The organism is Pantoea sp. SoEX, assembly GCF_009829945.1.
Lineage (GTDB): Bacteria > Pseudomonadota > Gammaproteobacteria > Enterobacterales > Enterobacteriaceae > Pantoea_C.
On record NZ_SZZT01000001.1, the window covers coordinates 148,314 to 174,479 of the forward strand.

General features: G+C 26.5%; 23 protein-coding genes and 1 pseudogene. 11 read left to right on the plus strand and 13 right to left on the minus strand.

Translation table 11 applies throughout. The annotated features are described in order from the left end of the window. Positions 1–53: 53 nt before the first annotated feature. Positions 54–1,025: a tRNA 5-methoxyuridine(34)/uridine 5-oxyacetic acid(34) synthase CmoB gene (cmoB, locus tag FD726_RS00640; protein ID WP_159989657.1), complete on the minus strand. Its 972-nt coding sequence runs from the start codon at positions 1,023–1,025 to the stop codon at positions 54–56. Beyond that, positions 1,022–1,750 carry a carboxy-S-adenosyl-L-methionine synthase CmoA gene (cmoA, locus tag FD726_RS00645; protein WP_159989658.1) on the minus strand — a complete coding sequence of 243 codons (729 nt, stop codon included), beginning with the start codon at positions 1,748–1,750 and terminating at the stop codon, positions 1,022–1,024. Before cmoA ends, cmoB begins: the two co-directional genes overlap by 4 nt. Positions 1,751–2,055: 305 nt before the next feature. Here cmoA and aspS point away from each other — a divergent pair, with 305 nt between their 5' ends. The 4 genes from aspS to ruvB are packed head-to-tail and all read left to right on the plus strand — an operon-like array spanning position 2,056 to position 6,053. Continuing rightward, complete coding sequence (gene aspS / locus FD726_RS00650; RefSeq protein WP_159989659.1) at positions 2,056–3,825, plus strand: aspartate--tRNA ligase; 1,770 nt, start codon at positions 2,056–2,058, stop codon at positions 3,823–3,825. Positions 3,826–3,875: 50 nt separating this feature from the next. Further along, entirely contained in the window at positions 3,876–4,361 is a 486-nt protein-coding gene (ruvC, locus tag FD726_RS00655) for a crossover junction endodeoxyribonuclease RuvC (protein WP_159989660.1), read from the plus strand. 51 nt (positions 4,362–4,412) lie between these two features. Further along, entirely contained in the window at positions 4,413–5,030 is a 618-nt protein-coding gene (gene ruvA / locus FD726_RS00660; protein ID WP_159989811.1) for a Holliday junction branch migration protein RuvA, read from the plus strand. Positions 5,031–5,039: 9 nt separating this feature from the next. Continuing rightward, positions 5,040–6,053 carry a Holliday junction branch migration DNA helicase RuvB gene (ruvB, locus tag FD726_RS00665; RefSeq protein ID WP_159989661.1) on the plus strand — a complete coding sequence of 338 codons (1,014 nt, stop codon included), beginning with the start codon at positions 5,040–5,042 and terminating at the stop codon, positions 6,051–6,053. A gap of 5 nt (positions 6,054–6,058) precedes the next feature. On the opposite strand, the gene znuB is transcribed toward ruvB, so the two are convergent. Further along, positions 6,059–6,841 (minus strand): zinc ABC transporter permease subunit ZnuB, encoded by a 783-nt coding sequence (gene znuB / locus FD726_RS00670; protein WP_159989662.1) that lies wholly within the window; start codon positions 6,839–6,841, stop codon positions 6,059–6,061. Next, entirely contained in the window at positions 6,834–7,589 is a 756-nt protein-coding gene (znuC, locus tag FD726_RS00675) for a zinc ABC transporter ATP-binding protein ZnuC (RefSeq protein WP_159989663.1), read from the minus strand. Before znuC ends, znuB begins: the two co-directional genes overlap by 8 nt. 76 nt (positions 7,590–7,665) lie before the next feature. On the opposite strand from znuC, the gene znuA reads away from it, so the two are divergent. Both znuA and FD726_RS03665 read left to right on the plus strand, forming a co-directional pair. Continuing rightward, positions 7,666–8,625 (plus strand): zinc ABC transporter substrate-binding protein ZnuA, encoded by a 960-nt coding sequence (znuA, locus tag FD726_RS00680; RefSeq protein ID WP_159989664.1) that lies wholly within the window; start codon positions 7,666–7,668, stop codon positions 8,623–8,625. Between the two features lie 373 nt (positions 8,626–8,998). Further along, a pseudogene (locus tag FD726_RS03665) lies at positions 8,999–9,367 on the plus strand (peptidoglycan DD-metalloendopeptidase family protein); the annotation flags it as partial. 138 nt (positions 9,368–9,505) lie between these two features. Here FD726_RS03665 and pyk read toward each other — a convergent pair. Then, complete coding sequence (pyk, locus tag FD726_RS00690; protein ID WP_159989666.1) at positions 9,506–10,948, minus strand: pyruvate kinase; 1,443 nt, start codon at positions 10,946–10,948, stop codon at positions 9,506–9,508. Between the two features lie 324 nt (positions 10,949–11,272). Here pyk and FD726_RS00695 point away from each other — a divergent pair, with 324 nt between their 5' ends. Next, the gene (locus FD726_RS00695; protein WP_159989667.1) at positions 11,273–13,324 is read left to right on the plus strand and encodes a S9 family peptidase; all 2,052 of its coding nucleotides are present in this window, start codon (positions 11,273–11,275) and stop codon (positions 13,322–13,324) included. Positions 13,325–13,849: 525 nt separating this feature from the next. After that, positions 13,850–14,752, plus strand: coding sequence for a protease HtpX (gene htpX, locus FD726_RS00700; protein WP_159989668.1), 903 nt, complete (start codon positions 13,850–13,852; stop codon positions 14,750–14,752). An 88-nt stretch (positions 14,753–14,840) separates the two neighbouring features. On the opposite strand, the gene FD726_RS00705 is transcribed toward htpX, so the two are convergent. From FD726_RS00705 to manX, 3 genes are read right to left on the minus strand one after another with little or no spacing between them, the layout of a single operon-like run. Then, positions 14,841–15,689 (minus strand): PTS mannose transporter subunit IID, encoded by an 849-nt coding sequence (locus FD726_RS00705; RefSeq protein WP_159989669.1) that lies wholly within the window; start codon positions 15,687–15,689, stop codon positions 14,841–14,843. A gap of 21 nt (positions 15,690–15,710) precedes the next feature. Next, the gene (locus tag FD726_RS00710; protein WP_159989670.1) at positions 15,711–16,514 is read right to left on the minus strand and encodes a PTS mannose/fructose/sorbose transporter subunit IIC; all 804 of its coding nucleotides are present in this window, start codon (positions 16,512–16,514) and stop codon (positions 15,711–15,713) included. A gap of 56 nt (positions 16,515–16,570) precedes the next feature. After that, the gene (gene manX / locus FD726_RS00715; protein ID WP_159989671.1) at positions 16,571–17,530 is read right to left on the minus strand and encodes a PTS mannose transporter subunit IIAB; all 960 of its coding nucleotides are present in this window, start codon (positions 17,528–17,530) and stop codon (positions 16,571–16,573) included. A 372-nt stretch (positions 17,531–17,902) separates the two neighbouring features. Here manX and FD726_RS00720 point away from each other — a divergent pair, with 372 nt between their 5' ends. Further along, positions 17,903–19,177 carry a TerC family protein gene (locus FD726_RS00720; protein ID WP_159989672.1) on the plus strand — a complete coding sequence of 425 codons (1,275 nt, stop codon included), beginning with the start codon at positions 17,903–17,905 and terminating at the stop codon, positions 19,175–19,177. Positions 19,178–19,305: 128 nt separating this feature from the next. Further along, a complete protein-coding gene (gene tsaB / locus FD726_RS00725; protein ID WP_159989673.1) occupies positions 19,306–20,028 on the plus strand; it encodes a tRNA (adenosine(37)-N6)-threonylcarbamoyltransferase complex dimerization subunit type 1 TsaB in 723 nt (240 codons plus the stop codon). Between the two features lie 62 nt (positions 20,029–20,090). On the opposite strand, the gene minE is transcribed toward tsaB, so the two are convergent. The 4 genes from minE to nhaB all read right to left on the minus strand — a co-directional run bounded on the left by minE (position 20,091) and on the right by nhaB (position 23,697). Then, positions 20,091–20,348 (minus strand): cell division topological specificity factor MinE, encoded by a 258-nt coding sequence (minE, locus tag FD726_RS00730; protein ID WP_159989674.1) that lies wholly within the window; start codon positions 20,346–20,348, stop codon positions 20,091–20,093. 11 nt (positions 20,349–20,359) lie between these two features. Continuing rightward, positions 20,360–21,172, minus strand: a complete 813-nt coding sequence (gene minD / locus FD726_RS00735) for a septum site-determining protein MinD (RefSeq protein ID WP_159989675.1) — start codon at positions 21,170–21,172, stop codon at positions 20,360–20,362. A gap of 13 nt (positions 21,173–21,185) precedes the next feature. After that, positions 21,186–21,896, minus strand: a complete 711-nt coding sequence (gene minC / locus FD726_RS00740) for a septum site-determining protein MinC (protein WP_159989676.1) — start codon at positions 21,894–21,896, stop codon at positions 21,186–21,188. A gap of 283 nt (positions 21,897–22,179) precedes the next feature. Continuing rightward, the gene (gene nhaB, locus FD726_RS00745; protein WP_159989813.1) at positions 22,180–23,697 is read right to left on the minus strand and encodes a sodium/proton antiporter NhaB; all 1,518 of its coding nucleotides are present in this window, start codon (positions 23,695–23,697) and stop codon (positions 22,180–22,182) included. Positions 23,698–23,959: 262 nt separating this feature from the next. Here nhaB and alr point away from each other — a divergent pair, with 262 nt between their 5' ends. Continuing rightward, entirely contained in the window at positions 23,960–25,027 is a 1,068-nt protein-coding gene (alr, locus tag FD726_RS00750; RefSeq protein WP_159989677.1) for an alanine racemase, read from the plus strand. Positions 25,028–25,099: 72 nt separating this feature from the next. Here the strand turns inward: alr and gap are convergent, their stop codons facing one another. Then, positions 25,100–26,131 carry a type I glyceraldehyde-3-phosphate dehydrogenase gene (gene gap, locus FD726_RS00755; protein ID WP_159989678.1) on the minus strand — a complete coding sequence of 344 codons (1,032 nt, stop codon included), beginning with the start codon at positions 26,129–26,131 and terminating at the stop codon, positions 25,100–25,102. Between the last annotated feature and the right edge of the window lie 35 nt (positions 26,132–26,166).

The window sequence follows — 26,166 nt, forward strand, 5'->3', positions numbered from 1 at the left end:
GTGATGTCTATAATATTATTAATATAGTAAAAATATTTAATTATAATTTATACTTAAGGTTTTGTAGCTAATATTATAGCACGTATAGGTGAGGGATAACCTTCAACTGTTTTTGCAACATTGTTTGTATTTATAAATGAATTAAGAGATCTATGAAGCATCCATTCAGTAGTACGTTGTTCTTCATAAGTAGTTGTTACAGAGCTAACTATTCTTATGTTTACAAAATCAATTTTTTCCAACCATTTTTTTAGTAGATTAGTTGAAGGAATAAAATATACATTATTCATTTGTGCATATCGACCTTTAGGTATTAGTCTATCTTTAGAAAAACTATTATTAATAACAAGTGTTTCTAAAACTAATTCTCCTCCACTTTTTAATTGATTTTTTAGCTGAAAAATATGTTTTATAGGACAACGTTGATGATATAATAAACCCATTGAAAAAACTGTATCAAATGCTTTTAATTTTGGCAATTGCTCTAGTTTTAATGGTAGTATATGTAATTTGCGATTATTTTGTAATAATTTACGTATTGCTTCGAATTGGATTAGACATAATTGTGAAGGATCGATTCCTATTACTAAATTAGTATTATATGCTATCATTCTCCACATATAATATCCATTACCGCAACCTACATCTAAAACTGTTTTGTTTTCTAATGAAGATATATGTTGTAAAAGTCTTTCCCATTTCCAATTTGAACGCCATTCGCTATCAATTTCTATTCCATACAGTGAATATGGCCCTTTCCGCCATGGCATAAGATTATATAGTAGATTTTTAATTCCTTGACGTTGAATATGATTAATCTCATCATTATCAGCTTTAATACAAGATAATAAGTCTAAATATTTTGGTTCTAATAATGGAAGGTATTCAACTGATTTAAACCATTCATGAAAATTTCCATGTAATTGACTTTTTTCCCAATTGTTCATTTGCAATTTTAATGATTTTAACCAATATGATAAAGGACTAGATGCTAATTGTGCATAAAGTTCTTCAAAATTAATCATTTTAATGCTACTAATGAACCAAAATTAAAACATTGAAACCAAACATCTACATGTGCAAAACCAGCTTTTATCAATCTATTTTTATGTGTTTTTATACTATCTACTGACATAACATTTTTTAACATTTTATTCTTTTGCCTAATTTGTAATACACTGTAATCATTAGCAATTTTAAAATTATAATGCATATTGGATATTAATTTATTAATTTTATTATCTTCAAAATTTATTTTTTCTGATAGTACTAATATTCCACAAGGATTCAAACCTTTCCAAATATTTTGCATCAATTTTAATCGTTTAGAAGGTTTTAGAAACTGTAAAGTAAAATTAAGTATAACCATAGAAGCATTTTCAATTTTGATATCCAAAATATCAGATTCTATAATTACTATTTTTAGTTTAGCATTAAAATTATTAACATAACGACGACATTCTTTTATCATATCTGCAGAATTATCAACTGCAATGATAGTACAGTCAGTTATCGTAGTATTACAGCAAACAGATAATGTTGCTGATCCTAAAGAACATCCTAAGTCATATATATTACTTTTGGACTTAACAAAATCTCTTGCCAATATACCGATCATAGAAATTATATTAGAATATCCAGGTACTGAACGTTGGATCATATCAGGAAATACTTTTGCTATTTTATCATCAAATATCCAATCTCCTATTTTTGAAATTGGAGTTGAATATAATGTATCTCTTTTTCTCATTTTTAAAACCATAAAAATAATTATTAATCAAATTGTATTTGATGCTTTAAAATCACTAACTATAACCAATTTAGTGATTTTATAAAATATTGTCTTTTATTTATTTCTTTTCTATGAAAATAAATAATTTTTAATTAAAATATTATAAAAGGATATTTTTCATAAAATTTTTTGACAAAGAATATAAATTATTCATTATATTTATGATAATATTATTAAATAAAATATTATTGATTTCAATAAAAAAATTACTTAATATTATATTTATTACTTAGTAGCAGTAAATAAAAGGATAAGCGTTTGTTATGCGTACTATATACTGTGGCCAAATAAATACTGTTCATATAGGGAAAAAAATAACTGTTTGTGGATGGGTGAATAGTGTTCGCAATTTTGGTAATATGATTTTTATAGAAATTAGAGATCGTGAAGGCATAGTACAAGTACTTTTTGAATATAATAATTCTAAAAACATTTTTGAACTAGTTTCTGAAGTAAGAAATGAATTTTGTGTTCAAGTAACTGGAATAGTACGTAGTCGCGGGGAAAAAAATATAAATTTAAAAATGAAAACAGGAAAAATAGAAATCCTGGCTGATTTTTTTAAAGTAATTAATAAATCAAAACCTTTGCCATTAGATTTTCATCAACATAGCAAAGAGGAAACTTATCTTAAATATAGATATTTGGATTTACGTCGTCCAGAATTTACAAAAAGATTAATTTCTCGTTCTAAAATTACCCATTTAATTCGTAATTTTATGCAACGTGAAGGTTTCCTAGATATTGAAACACCAATTTTAACTAAAACAACTCCAGAAGGTGCGCGAGATTATTTAGTTCCGAGCCGTATACATAAAGGTAAATTTTACTCCTTGCCACAATCTCCCCAATTATTTAAACAATTACTGATGATTGGCGGATTGGATAGATATTATCAAATTGTTAAATGTTTTCGAGATGAAGATTTAAGATCAGATCGTCAGCAAGAGTTTACACAAATTGATATAGAATCTTCATTTGTGACATCAAATCAGATACGTGCAACTACAGAACGATTAATCAGAGATATTTGGCAAAATATAAAAGGAATAGAATTAGGTAAATTTCCAGAAATAACTTTTCATGAAGCAATGCGCCGCTATGGTTCAGATAAACCAGATTTACGTAATCCTATGCAAATAATAGATATTAATGATCTTTTTAAAAATAGTGATTTTAAATTATTTGGAATGAAAGTAAATAATATAAAAAATCGTACTGCTACAATATGCATACCTAATGGAACAAAACTCAGTAGAAAACAAATTGATGAATATGAAAATTTAATCAAAAAATATGGGATTGAAAAATTAATCTATATTAAGATAAATAAACATGAAGACGGTTCAATAGGTTTTCAAGGTTCGACTACAAAGATTTTTGACAAAGATATTACTGAAAATATTATTGCAAGAACCAATGCAAAAGATGGAGATTCATTAATAATAATTGCTAACAGTATTGAAAAAACAACAAATGCACTAGGTGCATTACGTATTAAATTAGGTAAAGATTTAAAATTATCTAATAATATTTTTACTCCTGTTTGGGTTATTGATTTTCCTATGTTTACTGAAGATGATAAAGGATATTTATGTGCAACACATCATCCGTTTACTGCACCTAAATTTAATTGTTTAGAAAAATTAAGAACAGAACCAATTTCTGTAATATCTAATTCATATGATTTAGTAATTAATGGATATGAAATTGGCAGTGGATCAGCTAGGATTGACGATTTTACAGTACAAAAAGCTGTATTTGATATTTTGAGTATTTCAGAACACGAACAAAAAATTAAATTTGGTTTTTTTCTTGAAGCATTAAAATTTGGTACTCCACCTCATGCAGGTATCGCTTTTGGTTTAGATCGTATAGTAATGTTATTAACAGATACAACTAATATACGTGATGTTATAGCATTTCCTAAAACCACTGCTGGTAGCTGTTTAATGACTAGCACTCCTGCTGAAATAGAACCAAATTCCTTATTAGAATTGGGAATTCAAATCATAGAAAATAAATCATATTAATAATATTAAAATTTTATTCATCAATATAAATATTTTAAATTAGAAATTTTATGTCTATTATTTTGGGTATTGATCCTGGTTGCCGTTTTACTGGATATGGTATTATTTATCAACATAATCGAGAGGTTAGCTATATTAGTAGCGGTTGTATTTTGACAAATACAACTGAACTATCAACTAGCCTAAAATTAATTTATAACGGTTTAAATAAAATTATTACAGAATTTTCACCTGATTGTTTTGCTATAGAACAAATTTTTATGTCAAAAAACGCTTATTCAGCACTAAAATTAGGACAAGCAAGAGGTGCAGCTATAGTTGCTGCCGTAAATTTTAATCTACCCATGTTTGAATATACAGCTAATCAGGTAAAAAAAACTATAGTTGGAGTAGGACATGCAGAAAAAAATCAAGTGCAATATATGATCAAAATGTTATTAAAGTTATCTAATAAGCCTTCAGTTGATGCATCTGATGCATTAGCTGTTGCTGTTACTCATCATCATATGTCTCAAAATAAACAATATATTAATTAACAAATAATATTTAAAATTTTGCGAATTTTTATTTCTAAGGAAATGAATTTAGTGATAGGTCAATTAAAAGGCAATATTTTAGAAAAACATCCTCCGATAGTTTTAATTGAAGTTTGTGGCATAGGTTATGAAATAAATATGCCAATGACTTGTTTTTATAAACTACCTGAAATTAATAATATAGTAACTATTTTTACTCATTTTGTAGTAAAAAAAGATGTTCAGTTATTATTCGGTTTTACTAGTCAAAAAGAACGCATATTATTTCGGGAACTAATAAAAGTAAATGGAGTTGGTCCTAAACTGGCTTTGTCGATACTTTCTAGTATGTCAGCTCAGCAATTTGTTTCTTCTGTAGAAAAAGAAGAAATAAATGCTCTAGTTAAGCTTCCTGGAGTAGGAAAAAAAACTGCAATACATTTAATTATTGAAATGAAAGATGCGTTTAAAAAAATATATAATGATTTGTTTAAAGTAAATTCAGAATTTAATATTATAAATTCAAAATTATCAACAAATATTACTGATGTAGAAGCTGAAGCAATTTCCGCTTTAATAGCATTAGGTTATAAATCTCAAGAAGCTAAAAATATGATAATTAAATTAGGTAAATCTGATGAAAAAAGCTGTGAAGTATTAATAAAAACAGCACTACGTAATATTATTTGAGGCATAAGTATGATAGAACGTGATACTTTAGTTACTAATGCGATTCTAAACAAAGAAGAACAAAGTAAGGAAAAGAGTATTCGACCTAAAGTTCTAAAAGAATACATTGGTCAAAAACAAGTACGTAATCAAATGGAAATTTTTATAAAAGCTGCAAAATTACGTGGTAATGCTTTAGATCATTTGTTAATTTTTGGACCACCTGGATTAGGCAAAACAACTTTAGCAAATGTTATCGCTAATGAAATGAACTCTACTTTATGCATTACTTCAGGACCAGTACTAGAAAAAGCAGGAGATCTAGCTGCAATACTAACTAACCTTGAACCTAAAGGTGTTCTTTTCATTGATGAAATTCATCGTCTATCACCAACGCTAGAAGAAATGCTCTATCCTGCTATGGAAGACTACAGATTAGATATTATCCTTGGTGAAGGACCATCGGCTCGTTCTATTAAACTTGAATTACCACCTTTTACTTTAATTGGAGCTACCACTCGTGTCGGATCTTTAACATCACCTCTACATGATCGTTTTGGTATTGTTCAACGTCTGGAATTTTATAATATACAAGATCTTAAAAATATTATAATTAGAACTGCCAATTTTTTAAGTTTAACCATAAATGAAGAAGGTGCTTTAGAAATTGCATACCGTTCACGTGGTACCCCTAGAATTGCAAATCGTCTATTAAGACGTGTTAGAGATTTTGCTGATGTTTATTCAAATAGTAATATAAATAAAGAAGTATCAACTAATGCACTTGAAATGTTAAAAATTGATAAAGAAGGCTTTGATTACATGGACCGTAAATTTCTCTTAATCATAATAGATAACTTCATGGGGGGACCAGTTGGGCTAGATAATATTTCATCAGCAATTGGTGAAAAACGGGAAATGGTTGAAGATATTATTGAACCATTTCTCATTTATAAGGGATTTATTAGAAGAACTCCTAGAGGTCGTATAGCAACGCATAAAGCATATAATCATTTAGGTTTACTGTATGATAAACAAAAATAATACAATTAATTTCTATTCCAGAAAATGCTTAAGATGAAAAGACAGGTACAACATAATACTATAGAAGGAGCAGCTGGTGTATCATATAAAGCTGATAAAGCTAAACCACAGGTAACTGAAATCACTCCTATTATAATTGCTATAATAGCCATTTGCTCCGGAGATTTAGCAAGGTATCTTGCGGTAGCAGCTGGAATAATAAGTAACGAAGTAACAATTAAAGCTCCTACAAATTTTACTGCTATACTGATTAGTGTTGCTGTTAAAAACATTAAAATCAAACGTTCATTTTTTACATTTATTCCATCAACTCTTGCTATTTCTTTGTTTATTGATATTAATAATAATGGACACCATTTCCAAATTAATATTATTAACACAAAAATAGTGGTAATGCATATTATGCATATATCATTGTAGGTGATTGCCAATAAATCTCCAAATAAATAAGTAATTAAATTTACTCTGACATTAGATATTAAACTAACAATTACTAGACCTAAAGATAATGAACCGTGTGCTATAATTCCTAAAAAAGTGTCCATAGTTAACTGAGGGCGATTTTCGATTGTTATTAAACTTAATGTTATAAGTATCACAAGAATAATTAAAGTATAGTATGGATTAATATTTAATAATAAACCTAGTGCAACACCAAGTATTGAAGAATGTGCTAACGTATCACCAAAACAAGATAACCTATGCCAAATAATAAAACATCCTAAAGGACTAGCTGCTAGTACTAATATTATAGCCCCTATCCATGCTGGGAAAAAAATATCAATCATTATAATCCTTATTTTTTTTATTAAAATTAGTTTTATGAGTTTTGCAATAATTGCGATGATAATGACGATAAATTGCTAATTGTTGAATATCTTGTAAGCCAAACATTGATATAAACGCTGGATGTTGGGATATTGATTTTGAACTACCAGAACAACATATATGACCATTAAGACACACCACTTCATCAGTTTTTGCCATTACTAAATGAAGATCATGAGAAACCATTAAAACACCGCAATTAAATTCTTGCCGTAATTCATCAATTAAATCATATGTTGCAGTTTGACCCTGTATATCCATTCCTTGAGTTGGTTCATCTAAAACCAATAATTGTGGTTTGTTTAACATAGATCTAGATATCAAAATTCGTTGAATTTCTCCTCCAGATAGTTTTTGCAATGGCGTATTCAATAAATGACTAGCATGAACTCTCGTGAGAGCTAATAAAATATTATCATCATTACTATAAGATAACTGCATAAATCTTTTAACTGTAATAGGTAAGGTTTTATCAATATAAAGCTTTTGTGGAACATAACCTATTTTTAATCCTTTTATTCTAGTAATTTCACCAGATGATGGAGTTAATAAATTTAATATTACATGTACTAAAGTAGATTTTCCTGCTCCATTAGGACCCATTAATGTTAAAATATGATTTGATTTTAATGAGATATTAATATTTGATAATACATGTCTGCTGCCATATATAATTGATACATTTTTAAGTTTTACTAGTATGCTCATTTTTATAAATTAACTAAAGTTATTTAATATAGTACAATAACATTATTGTACTATATTAAATAATATGAAACTCATTATGACTGCTTATAATAGAAAAATTTTTTATGTATTAATCAATCTGATTCTGACCAATTTCATTGCATTTCATATAAATGCAAATGTTGTTGTTTCAATAAAACCCATAGGATTTATAGCATCTGCTATTACTGATAATATAATACCAGTGGATACTATAGTCCCAGATGGTGCTTCTGAACATGATTATATTTTACGTCCATCTGATGAAAAAAAAATAAAAAACACTGATTTATTAATTTGGAGTGGATCTACTATAGAATCTTTTATGTATAAATCAGTACAGCAAATTCCATCAAATAAAGTACTTGTTATTACAGAAATACCAGAAGTTAGGAAATCTTTAATTAAGATTGAAGAAAATAATCATACAAATAATGAAAAAAATACTTTTGAACAAGATCTTCAATCACCTCTTAATAGTAAAAAATATAATATGCATTTTTGGACTTCTCCAAATATAGCAAAAATTATTGCAATTGAAATTTACAAAAAATTATCAAATATAATGCCACAATATAAAAATAAATTTAATGAAAATTTAAAACAATTTGAAAAATCTTTAAATGATATAGACAAACAGATTATGACTGAACTTAAGCCTCTTAAAAACAAGCAATATTTCGTTTTCCATGATGCTTATGTATATTTTGAAAAACATTATGGACTATCATCATTAGGATGCTTTACCATAAATCCTGAAATTCAACCAGGTATAAAGCATTTATATAAAATAAGAAAACAAATAAGAGAAAAAAAAGTAATTTGTGTTTTTTCAGAACCACAATTTAGACCAGCTATCATTGATAATGTAACAAAAGGTATAAAAATAAACAAAGGTATTCTAGATCCATTAGGCAGTAACATTAAACTATCAAAAGATAGTTATCTAAAATTTCTTTTACAATTGTCTAGTCAATACCAAACGTGCTTACAAGAAAAACACAGGAATAAAAATTAATATGCAAAATAAAATTAAAGAATATATCATATATGAATCTAATTATATAATATTTTTAATATGTTTGATAATTTGGACTATATGTATTTATTTCTTAAAAATCAGTACAAATTCAATTATTATTAATAATTATGCAGGATTAAAAAATAACCATAAAGAACTAATAAACAAAGAATTAAATAATGTAATGGCTATAGAACAATTTCGATTGATCAAAATTAATAATATCATAAAGTATGAGAACCTAAATCCTCGTAAACTAAAATTTATCAAAAACAATCAATATAAAAATTTTTTAGTAAAAAGTCCAATTCCTCATAAATCATATAGTTCTATTTCATTAAATAGTTTGATTTGGTTTTTGACACCAAAAAAACAACTAAGAGTGTCTTCTAATTTTAGTTTAAATAGACTAAACCCAATTACAGGACATTTTAGCCCCCATAAAGGTGTGGATATTGCTTTACCTATAGGAACTCCAATTTTTGCTATTAGTAAAGGTGAAGTAATAGTAGCAAAAAAAGGTAATATAGCTGGGAACTATGTAACTATTCTTCATAATAATGGATATATTACCCGATATATGCATATGAAAAAGATATTAGTTAAAATAGGACAAAAAATACAGCATGGAGATACTATAGGATTATCTGGTAATACTGGACGTTCAACTGGTCCTCATTTACATTTTGAACTTTGGATTCACAATAAAGCAATTGATCCATTGAAAGTACATATACCAATAAAATCAATAAAAATAAAATGAAAATAATCCTATTGGCAAATATCTTATTAAGAGATTTTCTATTACATTTTTCAAATCATTTTTAAATGATTAAAAAACCAATTTATTTAACATGAATAAAAAATTAATTAATAATTAAATAACTCTTAAAACACGGTTGGTATTTGTAGTACCAGTAGCACCCATTATATCTCCTTGGGTAACTATTACGAGATCACCATGAGCAAGATATTTTTTTGCTAGCAATAAGTTTATAGCATCATAAGCGGCTGTAACCCCTTCATTATTACTATTGAAAAATACTGGTGTAACACCTCTATAAAGAGAAGTTAAATTTAAGGTATTTATATGACGTGACATAGCAAAAATTGGTAATCCAGATGTAATACGTGAAGTAATTAATGGTGTTTTACCAGATTCTGTCATCGTTATAATTGCTGTTACACCTTGTAAATGATTAGCTGTATACATAGCTGACATAGCAATTGCTTCTTCTATACTTTCAAATTTTATATCTATTCTATGTTTTGATACATTAACGCTGGGTACCTTTTCAGCTCCTAAACATACTTTTGCCATTATGGAAACAGTTTCTTCAGGATAATTGCCAACTGCAGTTTCAGCTGAAAGCATTACAGCATCTGTACCGTCAAGTACTGCATTAGCAACATCCATAACTTCTGCTCTAGTAGGCATAGGATTATTTATCATGGATTCCATCATTTGAGTGGCAGTAATAATAATTCTATTTAATTGTCGTGCTCTTCTTATTAAAGTTTTCTGAATTCCTACTAATTCTGGATCACCTATTTCTACTCCTAAATCACCACGTGCAATCATTATTGCATCAGATGCTAATATTATATTATCTATATTTTCTTGTGTTTTAACTATTTCTGCGCGCTCAATTTTTGCTACTAATTTAGCATGACAACCTGCCTTTCTAGCTAGATTGCGAGCGTAATTGATGTCTTTTCCACAACGGGGAAATGAAATAGCCAAGTAATCGACATTAATTTTAGAAGCTAATATGATATCTGATTTATCTTTTTCTGTTAAGATATCCGCTGATAAACCACCATATAACTTATTAATACCTTTATTACTAGAGAGATACCCTCCAATCAACACTTTAGTAAATATTATTTTATTGATAATTTTAACTACTTTTAACTGAATTCTTCCATCATCTAGTAAAAGAACATCACCAGATATTAAATCGGTTGGTAGATCTTTGTAATCTATTCCTACTCTTTTATTATTACCTTCATTTTCATTTAAATTAGCATCCAGCAAAAACTCATCGCTAACTTTAAGAAGTATTTTATTTTCTTTAAATTTAGATATTCTAATTTTAGGTCCTTGTAAATCACCTAAAATTGCAATGTTATATCCAAGTTTATTTGCAATTTTACGTACTTTTGCTGCACGTAATTGATGGTCTTTTGCATTTCCATGAGAAAAATTTAATCTAATTACATTAGCTCCTGCAATAATAATTTTTTCTATATTATTTTCATTATTAGTAGATGGACCAAGAGTAGTTACAATTTTAGTTCTTCTTAAACGTTTTATCATACAAAAATTTCCTAATTAGTAATAAAATATTTTTGAATTTAAGTATTGATTACTATAATTCATGTTTTATTATACATTATTGAAATTTTTAGTAATATAATATATATTTAATTTCTACACATAAATTATAAACATAATGAAATGTTATTAATTATTGAATGTATTGAGTGAGTATATTAGAGAAAGATTAACATCGTTTAAAATATAATATATTTTTATTTATTAATATGCACTTTTACACAATTTTAAAATTATATTATAATGCATATTATAAAAATAATATGATAGATTTTTAATACTTCCTAAGTAATTAAACTAAAATAAATGAAAGAACCAGTTGCTAAAAAAATTCTTCATAAAAGAATATTGCATGGAGAAAAATTTTTCGATTACTATCATTGGTTACGTGACGATAAACGTGATAACATTAATGTTATTAAATACTTAGAACATGAAAATAATTATGTAAAACATATTTTAACATCACAAAATAACTTAAAAAATTTAATTTTTAAAGAAATTACTGATCGCATACCTCTTGTCGATTTTTCAATACCTTATATTAAAGGTAATTATTGTTATCAAATTAGATATGAATATGGTAACGAATATCCAATATGTTACCGTAAATTAGCCAATGATAAAAATAATAAATGGTTTTTAATAATTGACACTAATCAACGTGCATCAATTAATGAATTTTATTCAATAGGTTCATTAAGTTTTAGTCCTGATAATGTCTTATTAGCTATATCTGAAGATTTCGTTTCTAGATTACAATATACCATTAAATTTTTCAATATTAGTGGTAATTATTGGTATGTAGAAACATTATATAACACATCTTCAGAAATAGTTTGGGATAAAAATTCACGAATGATTTTTTATATAAAAAATCATTCTAAAACTTTAAGATCTTATCAGATATGGTGTCATAGAATAGGTACATTACAATCGCAAGATATTATAATATATGAAGAACAAGATGAGTCATTTTATTTAACCATATCAAAAACAACATCTGAAAGATTTATATTAATATGTAGTTATAGTAATACAACTACAGAAATTAGATTAATTGACAATTATTTTACAAATAAATATCCTGAAATATTTTTATCTAGAAGTGATAATCATAAGTACAGCATAGATCACTATAACAATAAATTTGTTATTTGTTCTAATCGTATTAGAGAAAATTTCAATCTTTACTACACAGAAAATATGAGAGAATCTAATTGGAAAGACCTTATAAATATAAATGAAGATGCAAATTTAGAAAATTTTCAATTATTTCTTGATTGGATTGTAGTAGAAGAGAAACAACATGGACTAACAAACTTACGTCAAATTAGTTGGAAAAACAAAAATATTGAGAAAAGCATAAAAATAAATTCAAATGATCCTATATATAACATTTGGTTAGAACACAATTATACTCCATTAAATAATAAATTAATATATGGGTATTCTTCTATGACTACACCTAACACTATATTTGAACTTAATATGGATACAGGTAACCAAATGGTACTAAAACAAATTAAAATAAAAAATTTTAATTCATGCAATTATAAAAGCGAATATAGGTTAATACCTGTCAGGGACGGTACTAAAATTCCAGTTTCTTTAGTTTATAATCGCAAATATCATAAACTAAATAAAAATCCAGCATTAATTTATGGATATGGAGCATACGGAAATAGTATTGATTCTGATTTTTGTATAAGTCGTTTAAGTCTTTTAGATAGAGGATTTATTTATATAATAATTCATATACGTGGTGGTGGAGAATTAGGGCAAAAATGGCATGATTCTGGGAAATTACTAAATAAAATGAATAGTTTTACAGATTTTATTGATGTTACCAATCATTTATTATCATTAGGGATAGGTAAGAAAGATAAATTATATGCAATGGGTGGAAGCGCTGGAGGATTATTGATTGGAACAGTTATTAACTTAGCTCCTAAACTATTTCATGGAGTTATAGCTCAAGTACCATTTGTTGATGTTATCACAACTATGTTAGATAACTCTATACCTCTTACTACTAATGAATATAATGAATGGGGTAATCCTGAATATATAGATTTTTATAATTATATGAAAAAATATAGTCCATATGATAATGTTGAAGCTAAGGATTATCCGAATATTTTTGTTACTTCTGGTTTTTATGACTCTCAAGTACAATATTGGGAACCTGCTAAATGGGTAGCAAAATTAAGAGAATTAAAGACTAACAAAAATTTGTTATTACTATCTACAGATATGAATGCTGGTCATTCAGGAAAATCAGGAAGATATGAAAAATATAAAAGTATATCACTAGAACTTACGTTTATAATTGCACTATCAAAAAATTTTTTATAATCATTTTCTAAAACATTTTATTTAATTAACTACAATTAATAATATTTTATCCTTAATATCAAGTTCAAATACTTTAACCATAATAAATAATATAAATAAAAATGATAAATAAAACAATTTATTATGTTAGATTTAAATATGCTTTTAAAACCTATAGATAATAATACTTAATTATTAATATTATGAAATTATTTTGTACTATACCATTATATAATATATATTCAAAATTAACTTAAAACTAAAATATATTTTAATCATAAAATTATTAATAATTTTATTAAAATTTTCCTCAAACATATCTTGTTTTCTTTACGATATCACAAAATACATTATATGTATTGAATAAAATACTATATCAAATATTTTATTGAATTAATTTTTAATGAATCAATTATGTATAATCTTTTCAATTGTGCATATTATATTTCATAATAATCTTCCGGTAACAACGAAAAATTATAAACATAGTGTAAAATCCACATATTTTGATAAGTAAAATCAAAAAATAAGGAAAAAAATAAAATTATGATGCGTATTATTATTTTTATATTTACCAACCTTGCAGTAATGTTATTGATTGGAATAGTTCTTAGTGTAACAGGAATATATCCACATCATGTTATAAGAATGATGATTAGTGCATGTGTTGTTGGTTTCGGTGGATCTATTGCTTCTCTTATATTTTCTCAATGGATTGCTCTACGTTCTGTAAATGGTAGGGTAATTGAAATACCAAATAATGCAACTGAATACTGGTTAGTAAATACTATCAGGAACCAAGTTAATCAAATTGGAATTACAATGCCAAAAGTTGCTATTTATCCTGCTTACGATATTAATGCATTTGCTACAGGTGCTAAAAAAAATGCATCTCTAGTAGCTGTTTCAAGTGGATTATTGCAAAATATGACTCAAGATGAAGTAGAAGCAGTATTAGCTCATGAATTATCACATATTAATAACGGTGATATGGTAACTATGACATTAATACAAGGAGTTTTAAATACATTCGTAATATTTATTTCAAGTGCTTTGGCTATAGCTATAACTAAAATAATATCCAATACACTTATGCCAGATGAGAATGTTAAAAATCCCAGATATATTCGTACTAATGCAACAATACATTCTACAGTATCTACAGCATTAGGTAGTGTATTTGGAGCATTTGCTAGTATAATTACAATGTGGTTTTCAAGAAATCGTGAATTCCATGCAGATGCTGGTGCAGCTCAAATAGTAGGAAAAGATAAAATGATTGCTGCTTTAGAACGTCTAAAAACTAGTTATGAACCGCAAGAACCAAAAAATATCATAACTCTCTGTATACATGGAAAAAAGAACTCATTATTTGAATTATTTATGTCACATCCTTCATTAGAAAAAAGAATTGATGCTTTACGTGGAAGTAGAAAAAATATGTATTAAATATAAATTAACTAAATATAATTATTTTGTTTTATAGATATCTGATTTGTAATTAAGGGAGCTGAAGCTCCCAAAATTATTATTGAAATTAAGGTTCCAATAATTGCATTGAATAACCTAAAATACCAATTATAAAAAGAGTAAATATAATCCATAAAGGATTTATTCTACGATTTAATAACCACATACAAAAAAAAGTAAGTATAAGAGGTAAAATACCAGGCATTAATTGATCTAAAATTGACTGAACTGTAGCTGTTTTAACTTTGCCAGATGGATCTGTAACTTGAGATATTACAACAGGTATATTGATGTGTGTCCACTTATTAACTAATGCTCCCATGACAAATAACCCAAGAATAGAAGCACCCTCTGTCAATTTTTGTAAAACTCCCCCACTTATATCTTTAACAATATCAATACCTTTTCTATATCCATAAACTATACCATAATAACGTACAGCTAATCTTGTTATATTAAATAATAAGAAGAATAATAAAGGACCTAATACACTGCCACTTATTGCTATGCCAGCACCTACAGCTGCAGATATAGGACGAATAGTACCCCAAAAAATAGGATCTCCTACACCAGCTAATGGGCCCATTAAACCTATTTTTATACCATTAATTGCAGCATCATCAATTTTTGTACCATTTGCGCGCTGTTCTTCCATTGCTGATGTAATTCCTAAAATAGGAGCAGCCATGTAAGGATGAGTATTAAAAAATTCTAATTGTCTCTTTATTGCTTTTTTACGATTGTCATCATTTTTAGGATATAAACGACGTATTACTGGTATCATAGAGAAACAAAAACCAAGCGCTTGCATTCGTTCGAAATTCCAAGCACCTTGTAATAAATTAGATCGCACAAATACAGCACGTAAATCACTGATAGTTAACTTTTTTTCTATTTTTACAGTAGTATTTGTCATATACTTAGCTCTCATAATATTTTATTCAAGTTCATTATCATAATTATTTGCTAAATTATTAGTTTCAGGTAAATTAGATGTTTTATGATATTTAGGGTTTAGTTGTATATATAATATCGCCATTATTAATCCAATTATACCCAATGCTATAAGATTAAAATTAGCAAAAGCAGCAGTAACAAAACCAAGATAAAAGAAAGGCATCAAATAACCAGTTCGCATCATATTAATAACCATTGCATAACCTACTACTACTATAATTCCTCCAGCAATATTTAAGCCATTTGTTATAACATCTGGTATTGAACTAAATAGATTACGAACAATGCTAATATTAACTGAAACAGCTATGATCAATGATGGAACTGCAACGCGCATTGCTTGCAAAAATAGAGCGAAAACATGAATCCAAGATATAATATTTAAATTACCTTTATCTGCTGCTTTATCAGCTGCATGCTGTAATGCTACTGTAATAGTACGCACTATAATAGTAAGAACTTGTCCTGCAGCAGCTAGTGGAATAGCTAACGCTATACCTGCTCCTTTACTTTGTCCACCTGAAATTACTAAAATAGTTGAAATAATTGAAGCAAGAGCTGCATCAGGTGCAATAGCTGCGCCAATATTCATCCAACCTAGGGCAATCATCTCTAGTGTACCACCTATAATGATGCCAGTTTTCATATCACCTAATACAGCACCAATTAAAGTACAGGCAACTAAAGGACGGTGAAACTGAAACTCATCAAGAACCGAACCAATACCAGCAATACATGAAATTATAAATATCAATGAAATTTGCAGAAAAGTTATATCTGTCATATTATTACTCTCATGATAATGATGATTATATTTATAGATATAGGAATAAAATAGTATTAAATATTATTTGCATTACAAATTAAATCAATAATATTTAGCTTGGGATCATTTGAAATTTTTCTTATTTCCAGCTCAATATTAAGCTCGTTTAATTTATTAAATGCTGCGATATCATTTGTATCTAACGATACAGCTTTACTTACTTGAATTTTTCCTTCTTTAAAAGCCATTCCACCAATATTAACAGTTGTAATATTTACTCCTCCTTCAATAACTCTAAGTACATCAGTTGGATTTGTAAACAATAACATCACACGATCTTGTTTATATTTTGGATTTTTCCATACTCGTATCATTTTTTCAATATCTATGACATGTGCACTAATACCAGGTGGAGTAGACTGTTTTAATAACGTTTTACGTATATTATCTTTTGATATTTCATCATTTACTACAATTATTCTTTGTACTTTAGTTTCTTTTGTCCATCTAGTAGTTATTTGACCATGAATAAGACGATCATCAATACGAACCAACGCTATTTGCATATTTTCATTGATGTGTTTTTTTTTATCGTTGATAATTTTATCATTATTTGTATTAAATTCAATATCTTGTATTTGAGTCTGAAATGTTTTAATACTTTTCTTGCCTATTTTTAACGCTACTGATACTAATTCATTAAAACTAATATTTTCTTCTCTTTTCATTAAAATTTCTATTAACATTGGGATATTAACCCCGGTGATTATATCATTATTTATTTTATTCAAAACTATTCTACTTGCTGCGTTAAAAGGACTGCCACCCCAAATATCAATTAAGAATAAAATACCTTCTGAAGTACAAAGTTTTTTTATTTTATACTCATATTTTTCGATAAGTGTTTCTGTATTTTCTCCTATTAAAAATTCAACGAATTCTATGTTTTCTTGTTTTCCTAATATCATTTCTGCTGTATTAATTAATTGTTCTGCTGCGCAGCCATGAGTGCTTACTATAATTGCAATTGTCACTTTCTACCTCATATGGTTAACACATATTTAATTTAAATAAGTACTTAATGGTTAATATTATAGCTATACTTTAAGTGACTGTACTTAAAAAAAGTAACAATTAATTAAGTATTAACATTAATAATAAAAATATTAAATTATTTGATCATTCTAAGTTATTGTTAGTATGAAATTTAAATTTTGAATATTATACTTGTATATAGTACATAAAATTATTTTAACGATAACTAACATATATTAATCTAATATTTTAAATTATTTATATGTTTTATATGTTACTTAAAATAATAATTACTGTTAAAATCATAATAATAGATGTTGTTAACTTTTTATCAAATATATTTTAATTTATTTTTTATTTAAGAGTGGATAATGGAGATCATTTTACATCCATCAATCTGGATAGATCTGCTAGCTCTTGTAGTATTAGAAATTTTATTGGGAATTGATAATTTAGTTTTTATTACAATACTTACTGATAATTTGCCTATTAAACAAAGAGATCAAGCTAGATTAATTGGTTTGTCAATAGCTCTAGTAATGCGTTTAATTTTAATTTTTTTTATTTCTTGGCTTATTGCATTCAATAATTTTAATTTTTCTGGACGTAATTTAATTTTATTAGTGGGAGGTTTATTTTTAGTATTTAAATCAATAATAGAACTTTATAAAAGATTGGAAAATAATCAAAACAATATTATATCAACTAGTAAAATTAATAACAATTTTTGGTTTATTATTATTCAAGTTGTAATATTAGATGTAATATTTTCTCTAGATTCTGTAATTACTGCAGTAGGTATAATTAATAATTTAACTCTAATCATTGTTGCTGTAATAATATCAACTATGATTATGTTCTTTCTATCAAAACCATTAAATAAATTTTTCAGTTTATATCCTAGTGTTACTATAATATGTTTAAGTTTTTTATTAGTCATGGGAGTTTTTTTGATAGCAGAAAGTCTTAATTTTTACATCCCAAGAAGCTATTTATATTCTATAATTACTTTTTCAATTTTTATTGAAATATTTAATCAAATTTCAAAAAAAAATTCTATTCGTAATAGAAAATACTCAAATGTAAATATTATGAAATATAAAAATATATTGCATGTAAAAAATAAAAAAAACAATTTAAGATCAGATAATGATAATACATACTTGTTCTTATCTGAAATAATTGACTCAGAACATTTTACCAAAGAATTCGATAAATTATTTTCTAAAACAATTAAATGTATTATGACTCCGAGAGATAGAGTTGATTGGATTGATATTACTGAATCAATAGATAATATTAGAAATAAATTAACACAAAACCCACACAATATATTTCCTATTTGTCATAAAAATTTAGATAAAATAATTGGAATAGCAAAAGCAAAAGATATATTAATTCTATTAAATTTAGAATCTAATATTGGTAATCTTACGAGTAACAACAAACCTGTTACTTTTGTTTTAGACAGCATTAATTCATTTCAGTTAATAGAAATTATATACACTTCACAACATGATTTTATAATTGTTATTAATGAATTTGGTATGATACAAGGAATAATTACAACATTTGACATATTAAAAACCTTTACTAATTTATTTTCTGAAGTAATAAAAGAAAAAAATAATTGTTTTTTTAATTAATATGTTGTATCAATAATACATTAGAAATTGTTTATTTATGTTATAATAGTAAAATTTTCCGATATTACATTACAAAATAATATGAATCATCGTTATTGATAAAGTTAAAAATATTAAGGTTTTTTTAAATGTCTTTTAAAATTTTAGCACTGAGTACTGCTACAGAATCATGTTCAGTAGCATTACTAAATAATGACAAAATTTATACTCGTATTCAAATGAATACGGCAAAAAAACAAAACTCTAATTGCATTATTATATTAATAAATGAAGTATTAAAAATTACTAATTGTAAATTAATTGATGTTGATGCAATTGCAGTCAGCATTGGACCAGGAAATTTCACTAGTATTCGTATAGGTATCAGTGTAGTACAAGGTTTAGCATTAGACAGAATAACAAAAATAGTGTGTATTTCTACATTACAAATTTTGGCTTACAGTGCACTGAGAAACAAAAATAACATTTATGGTGGAGTATTAACAGCTATAAATGCACGTATTGGTGAAATATACTGGGGTGAATATCAATTAGATCAAGTAAATAACTTATTAAGTTTAAAAGAAGATACAGCAGAAAGAGTTTTATCTCCTAATGATGCTATAGAAAGAATAAAGTTACTAAAAAACAAGATTAAATGGTTACCTGCAGGAAATAGCTGGAATACATATCCTTGTCTCTGCTATGATGAAGGACATAATTTATCTCTTAATGGTAGTTCTATAGTGGAAATACCTCTTGCTGAGGATATGATACCAATTGCAAAAATTGCATTACAAAAAGGTGATTTTGTAAAACCAGAAAATATTCAAGCTGTTTATTTACGAAATAATATCGTACATAAAAAATAATATAACCTTAATAAATAACGTATTAATTATAAATTACTTTAATATTAAATACTAATAATATATTACTTATATTTCATATCCTTAGATATGATTATTTTTAGTTTTAAGACAGAAGTTTTTTTACTATCTTGTTCGTCTAAGTTAATTATTACCATTTTAGGATCAATATTGATATACTTACAAATTATTTCTAAAATATCTTCTTTAAGTTTAGGTTTGTTGTTAATTTTTCCTTGTTGCATTAGTATATTTTTTAATCTTGTTTTTGCAACTTCAGCAGTATGATTTTTTTTAGCTATAAAAAAATTAATTAGAGACATATTTTCTTCATTTAACCTCTAAATAAACGTTTAAAGAACCCTTTCTTTTCTTCTTCAATAAAACGAAGCGGTATTGACTTACCTAGTAATCTTTTTACTGTATCTAAATATGCTTTTCCAGCATTAGAATTAATATCTAGTATAATTGGTTCTCCTTTATTAGAAGCACGAAGTACAGATGGATCTTCTGGTATAACACCTATTAAAGGAATATGCAAAATATCAATTACATCTTTCATACTTAACATCTCTCCACTATTTACGCGAATAGGATTATAGCGTGTTAATAACAAATGTTCTTTAATTGGTTCTTGATTATTTGCAGCTCTTTTTGATTTTGAAGAAACTATTCCTAAAATGCGGTCTGAATCGCGTACTGATGAAATTTCAGGATTAGTAGTTATAATTGCTTCATCTGCAAAATAAATAGACATTAATGCACCAGTTTCAATACCTGCTGGTGAATCACATATAATAAAGTCAAATGACATATTATTTAGTTCATTGAGTACCATTTCTACGCCTACAAGATTTAGTGATTCTTTATCGCGTGTTTGAGATGCAGGTAAAATATATAATAAATCGGTATGTTTATCTCTAATTAATGCCTGATTTAAATTAGCATCACCTTGAATTACATTAATAAAATCATAAACTACTCTTCTTTCACAACCCATAGCTAAATCTAGATTGCGTAAACCTATATCAAAATCTATCACTACTGTTTTTTTACCACTGCAAGCTAAGCCGGTAGCAATAGACGCACTAGATGTAGTTTTACCGACACCTCCTTTTCCTGATGTAACAACAATAATACGCGACATAAATAAAAAAGACCTAATTAATTTTTTGAATGGTAAGCATCCCTTTTTTAAGGTAAATGCATGATGATGTATAAGAAAATTTTTTTGGTATTTGGTCCATTACCCAATATTTACCTGCAATTGAAATAAGTTCTGCAGATAAATTGCTACAAAAAATATAACAATTATTATCTCCTTTTGCTCCTGCTAATGCTCTTCCTCTCATAATTCCATAAATATGAATATTCCTATCTGATACTACCTCAGCACCAGAGCTTACATTTCCTAATATAACTAAATCTGCATTACCAGAGTAAACCTGTTGTCCAGACCTAACATGTAAATTAATAACACGAGTTTTATTATATAAAATATCATCAATACAAACTGATTTTGCTGTGCGTAAAGACAATTCATTATGAGTATCATATGATTTTTTTGTTTCTGTCAGAATAGGTAAATTAATAGAATTTATTGTTTTTATTAATGCTATTTCTTTACAAGAGATTATACCTATAATACATAAACCAGTAGATAATATAGATTGTGTTATATGTTTCAGATTAATTTTATTAAGATTTAAAGCATCAATATTTAATATTACCGGTAAATTTTTTGTAAAATTAGGTAATTCTATAAATTTATTTTCAATAGCTTTAAGTATTAGTTCAGGTTCGTGATTGTAAAGATACAATACCATGGATCTGAAATTAATATCTTTAAACTTTATTAGTTGTTGTGACATTTATCTTAGCTCTATATTTTAGATACATTCCACAATATTATATTCAATATAATTGTTATCAGTGTCTAACAAAAATTAGCAATTTTATAAATTATTTGTTAAATACATTCAATATGTGTAATTATTTAAAATAACATTATTATAGTGCAATAAATAAATGTTGTTTAGATATATCATTCAATCAATATATCTATATATTAATTTTGTTAAAGCTATCACATCAGATGTTATATAAATAATATTACCATTACAAATAGACATTCTGAATTACAATTATAAATAGTTAATAGTGACCAGATAAAATCCAACCCTTATTAATTAAAAAATCAGTATAACTACTTAAAAGAAATTTTATAGAGCAAAATGCAACTATTGATAAAATTAAAGAAAATGGCAATGCCATCCAAATCATGCGTTGATATGATAAATTAATTAAAAAAGACAAATGTGATGTTAATAAAAATAGAAAAGATGCTTGTCCGTTAGGTGTAGCAATTGAAGGAACATTGGTTCCGACATTAACAACAATTGCTAATAATTCGAACTGATTATGATTAATAATACCATTTTCAAGAGCTTGTTTTAGTTCATTAATATATACTGAACCTATAAATACATTGTCTGCAATCGAAGAGAGTAACCCATTAAATATAAATAACCATTTTATTTTAGCATCAGAATGTAGAATAAAATTCATAATAGGCAAAAATATTTTTTGATCGTGAATGACTGCAGTAATAGCACAAAATAATATTAATAAAGATGCAAATGGTAAGGTTTCAGTAAAAGCATTGCTAATATCCTTTTCATTAGTTATACCTAAAAATGATGTAGATAGTATAATAATCGATAATCCTATAAATCCAGCTTCACTAAAACGAAATATTAATGCAATTAATAGCCAAATAATAATTAACCCTTGGGTAATTAATTTAATTTTATCTTCAATAGTAATTTTTATTAAACTTTTACCATAAAAATCTTTTAATATATTGTTTATTGAACTTGGTATTGTTGTACCGTAACCAAACAATTTAAATTTTTCTACTGTAAAAACAGTAAATATACCAGATATAAATACTAAAACAGAAATAGGGAACATGCGAAGAAAAAATTCGGAGAAATTCCAATTTGCAGAATGTGCAATGATTAAGTTTTGTGGTTCTCCAACCATAGTCATAATTCCACCTAAGGTTGTCCCAATTCCTGAATGCATAGCTAAACTACGTAAAAATGAACGAAATTGTTTTAAATTTTTTTCTTTGTCTTCTGGAAGTAAGTTATTATCTACAATTATTTGTTTACATTTGTTATATAACGAAATAAATACTGTTATTATAACTGCTAATACGGTCAGTGCATCCATAAAAGCTGATAACAAACTAGATGTTATGCAAAACACTAAAGATAACTTTACTTTTGAATTAATACTTAATATTAATCTAGTAAAATAAAATAATAACAATTTTTTTACGAAAAAAATTCCAGACACCATAAAAATCAATAATAATAGTACTTCGATATTATTATATAATTCAAATTTCACTCTTTCTGCACTAGACATTCCTATAATAATGGCTTCTAGTGATAATAATCCTCCTGGTAACAAAGGATAACATTTCAAAGACATACTTAAAGTAAAAATAAACTCTATTAATAATAACCAACTAGCAACATACGAATTTATATAAAGATAAAATATAGGATTTATAATTAAAAAAAATACTATTAATAATTTATACCAATTTGGTGATCCACCTAAGAAATTTTTTGTTATAATATTTAAATATCTTGCAGGCATCATTTAATAACATCTTATTAAAAATCGACTAATAACAGGTAAAATTCATTGCTAATTATAATTATTAAAAATAATGTAAACTAATGAATTAGTGCTAATAATGATAAAAATTGGATTATTTAATAATGAAATATAATTTTCTTACATCTATAAATATAGTATATAATAAATGCTAATAAAAATATTTTTATATGAATTAAATATTTCCATAAGTAATATAATTCTATTAATCTAATTAATATTTGAAAAAATAAGTTATACTATGTCACGTCCAATTATAGCTACTATCAACCAGAAAGCATTAAAACATAATCTATCAATTGTTCGTAGTATAGTTCCAAAATTAAAAATTTGGTCTGTAATAAAAGCTAATGCTTATGGACACGGTATAAATAATATATGGAGCTTATCTGATACTGACGGATTCGCTTTATTGAGTTTAGAAGAGGCCATAATGTTGCGCCAACATGGATGGAAAAAACCAATATTATTATTAGAAGGTTTTTTCCATGTTAAAGATTTATATCTAATTTCTCGTTATAATTTAACAACTGTTATACATAGTCATTGGCAAATAAAAGCACTAGAAAACACAGTATTATTAAATCCGGTAAGTATTTATTTAAAAATAAACAGCGGAATGAATAGATTAGGTTTCGAACAAAAATCATTTAATAAGATATTGTATAAATTAAATTTTTTAAAGAATATTCGAGACATAACATTAATGATGCATATTGGTAATAACGATAATAGTGACAATATTAATTATTTTGATAGAATTAAAAAATCAATTAAGGGAAAAGATTATTTGTGCTCCATCTCAAATTCAGCTTGCGTATTATGGAATTCTGATGTTCACTATGACTGGGTTCGTGTAGGTATTTTGTTATATGGAGCATCACCAAGTGGAAATTGGTCTGATATAGCTAATATTAATTTACAACCAGCTATGACTTTATCAAGTAAAATTATAGGTATTCAAAAATTAAGGTTAGGTGATACCATAGGTTATGGTAGTAGTTACATTGCTAAAAAAAGACAACGCATAGGGATTGTAGCTTGTGGTTACGCTGATGGTTATCCACGTCATGCACCTAATGGTACTCCTTTATTAGTAGATGGGAATATAACTCAGTTATTAGGCACTGTATCTATGGATATGATTACGATAGATTTAACAAATTGTCCGCAAACATGTATAGGTTCAAGTGTTGAATTATGGGGTAATACAATAAAAATTGATCAAGTAGCAAAAGCTGCTGGAACTGTAAGTTATGAATTAATGTGTTCTCTTGCACCTAGAGTTCCTTTGAATATTATTTGTTAATGATTTTTATAAGATAAAACACAAATCACTTGCTATATGTTTGAAATGATTTGTGTTTTTGTTAATTAACAATTAACTAATTAAAAATTTTTGATCATTTTTATGATTAGAAACTAAGGATATTAAATCTAGTACTTTATGAGAATAACCAATTTCATTATCATACCAAGATACTAATTTGACAAAATTTTTATTTAAAGCTATACCAGCTTTTGCATCAAATATAGAAGTTAAAGTACTGCCGTTAAAATCACTAGATACTACATCATCCTCAGTATAACCAATTATTCCTTTCATTTTACCTTCTGAAGCTAATTTAATTTCTTTGCATATTTCACGGTAAGAAGTAATTTTTTCCAATCTAACAGTTAAATCAATAACAGATACATTTGAAATAGGTACACGAAAAGCCATACCTGTTAATTTACCTTCTAATTCTGGTAACACTTTTCCTACAGCTTTTGCAGCACCAGTAGAAGATGGAATAATATTTTGAAATACTCCTCTACCACCACGCCAATCTTTCTGTGATAAACCATCAACAGTTTTTTGAGTTGCAGTAGCAGCATGAATAGTGGTCATTAACCCTTCAATAATTCCAAAACGATCGTTAACTATCTTTGCTAATGGTGCTAAACAATTAGTTGTACAAGAAGCATTAGAAACTATATTTTCTCCTTGATATTTTTCAAAGTTAACACCACTAACAAACATAGGAACATCACCTTTAGATGGACCGGTTAAAACTACTTTTTTTGCACCTGCAAGAATATGTTGATTCGCTTTTTCTTTAGTTAAAAAAATACCCGTAGCTTCTGCTACAACATCAACTTCTATTTCTTTCCATTTTAGTTTTACAGGATTAGATTCTGAAGTTATAAATATTTTCTGGTTGTTAACCATCAGTGAATTTTTTTTAACATCTACTTCTATATTACCATTAAATTTGCCATGTGTAGAATCATATTTTAACATATAAGCCATATAATCAGCTTCTATTAAATCGTTAATGGCAATAATCCTGATATCAGAACGATATTGCGAAGCACGAAGAAGCATACGTCCTATCCGACCAAAGCCGTTAATACCTACTCTAATTGTCATATTTTTATAATTTTATCTAGTTAATCTATCTATTA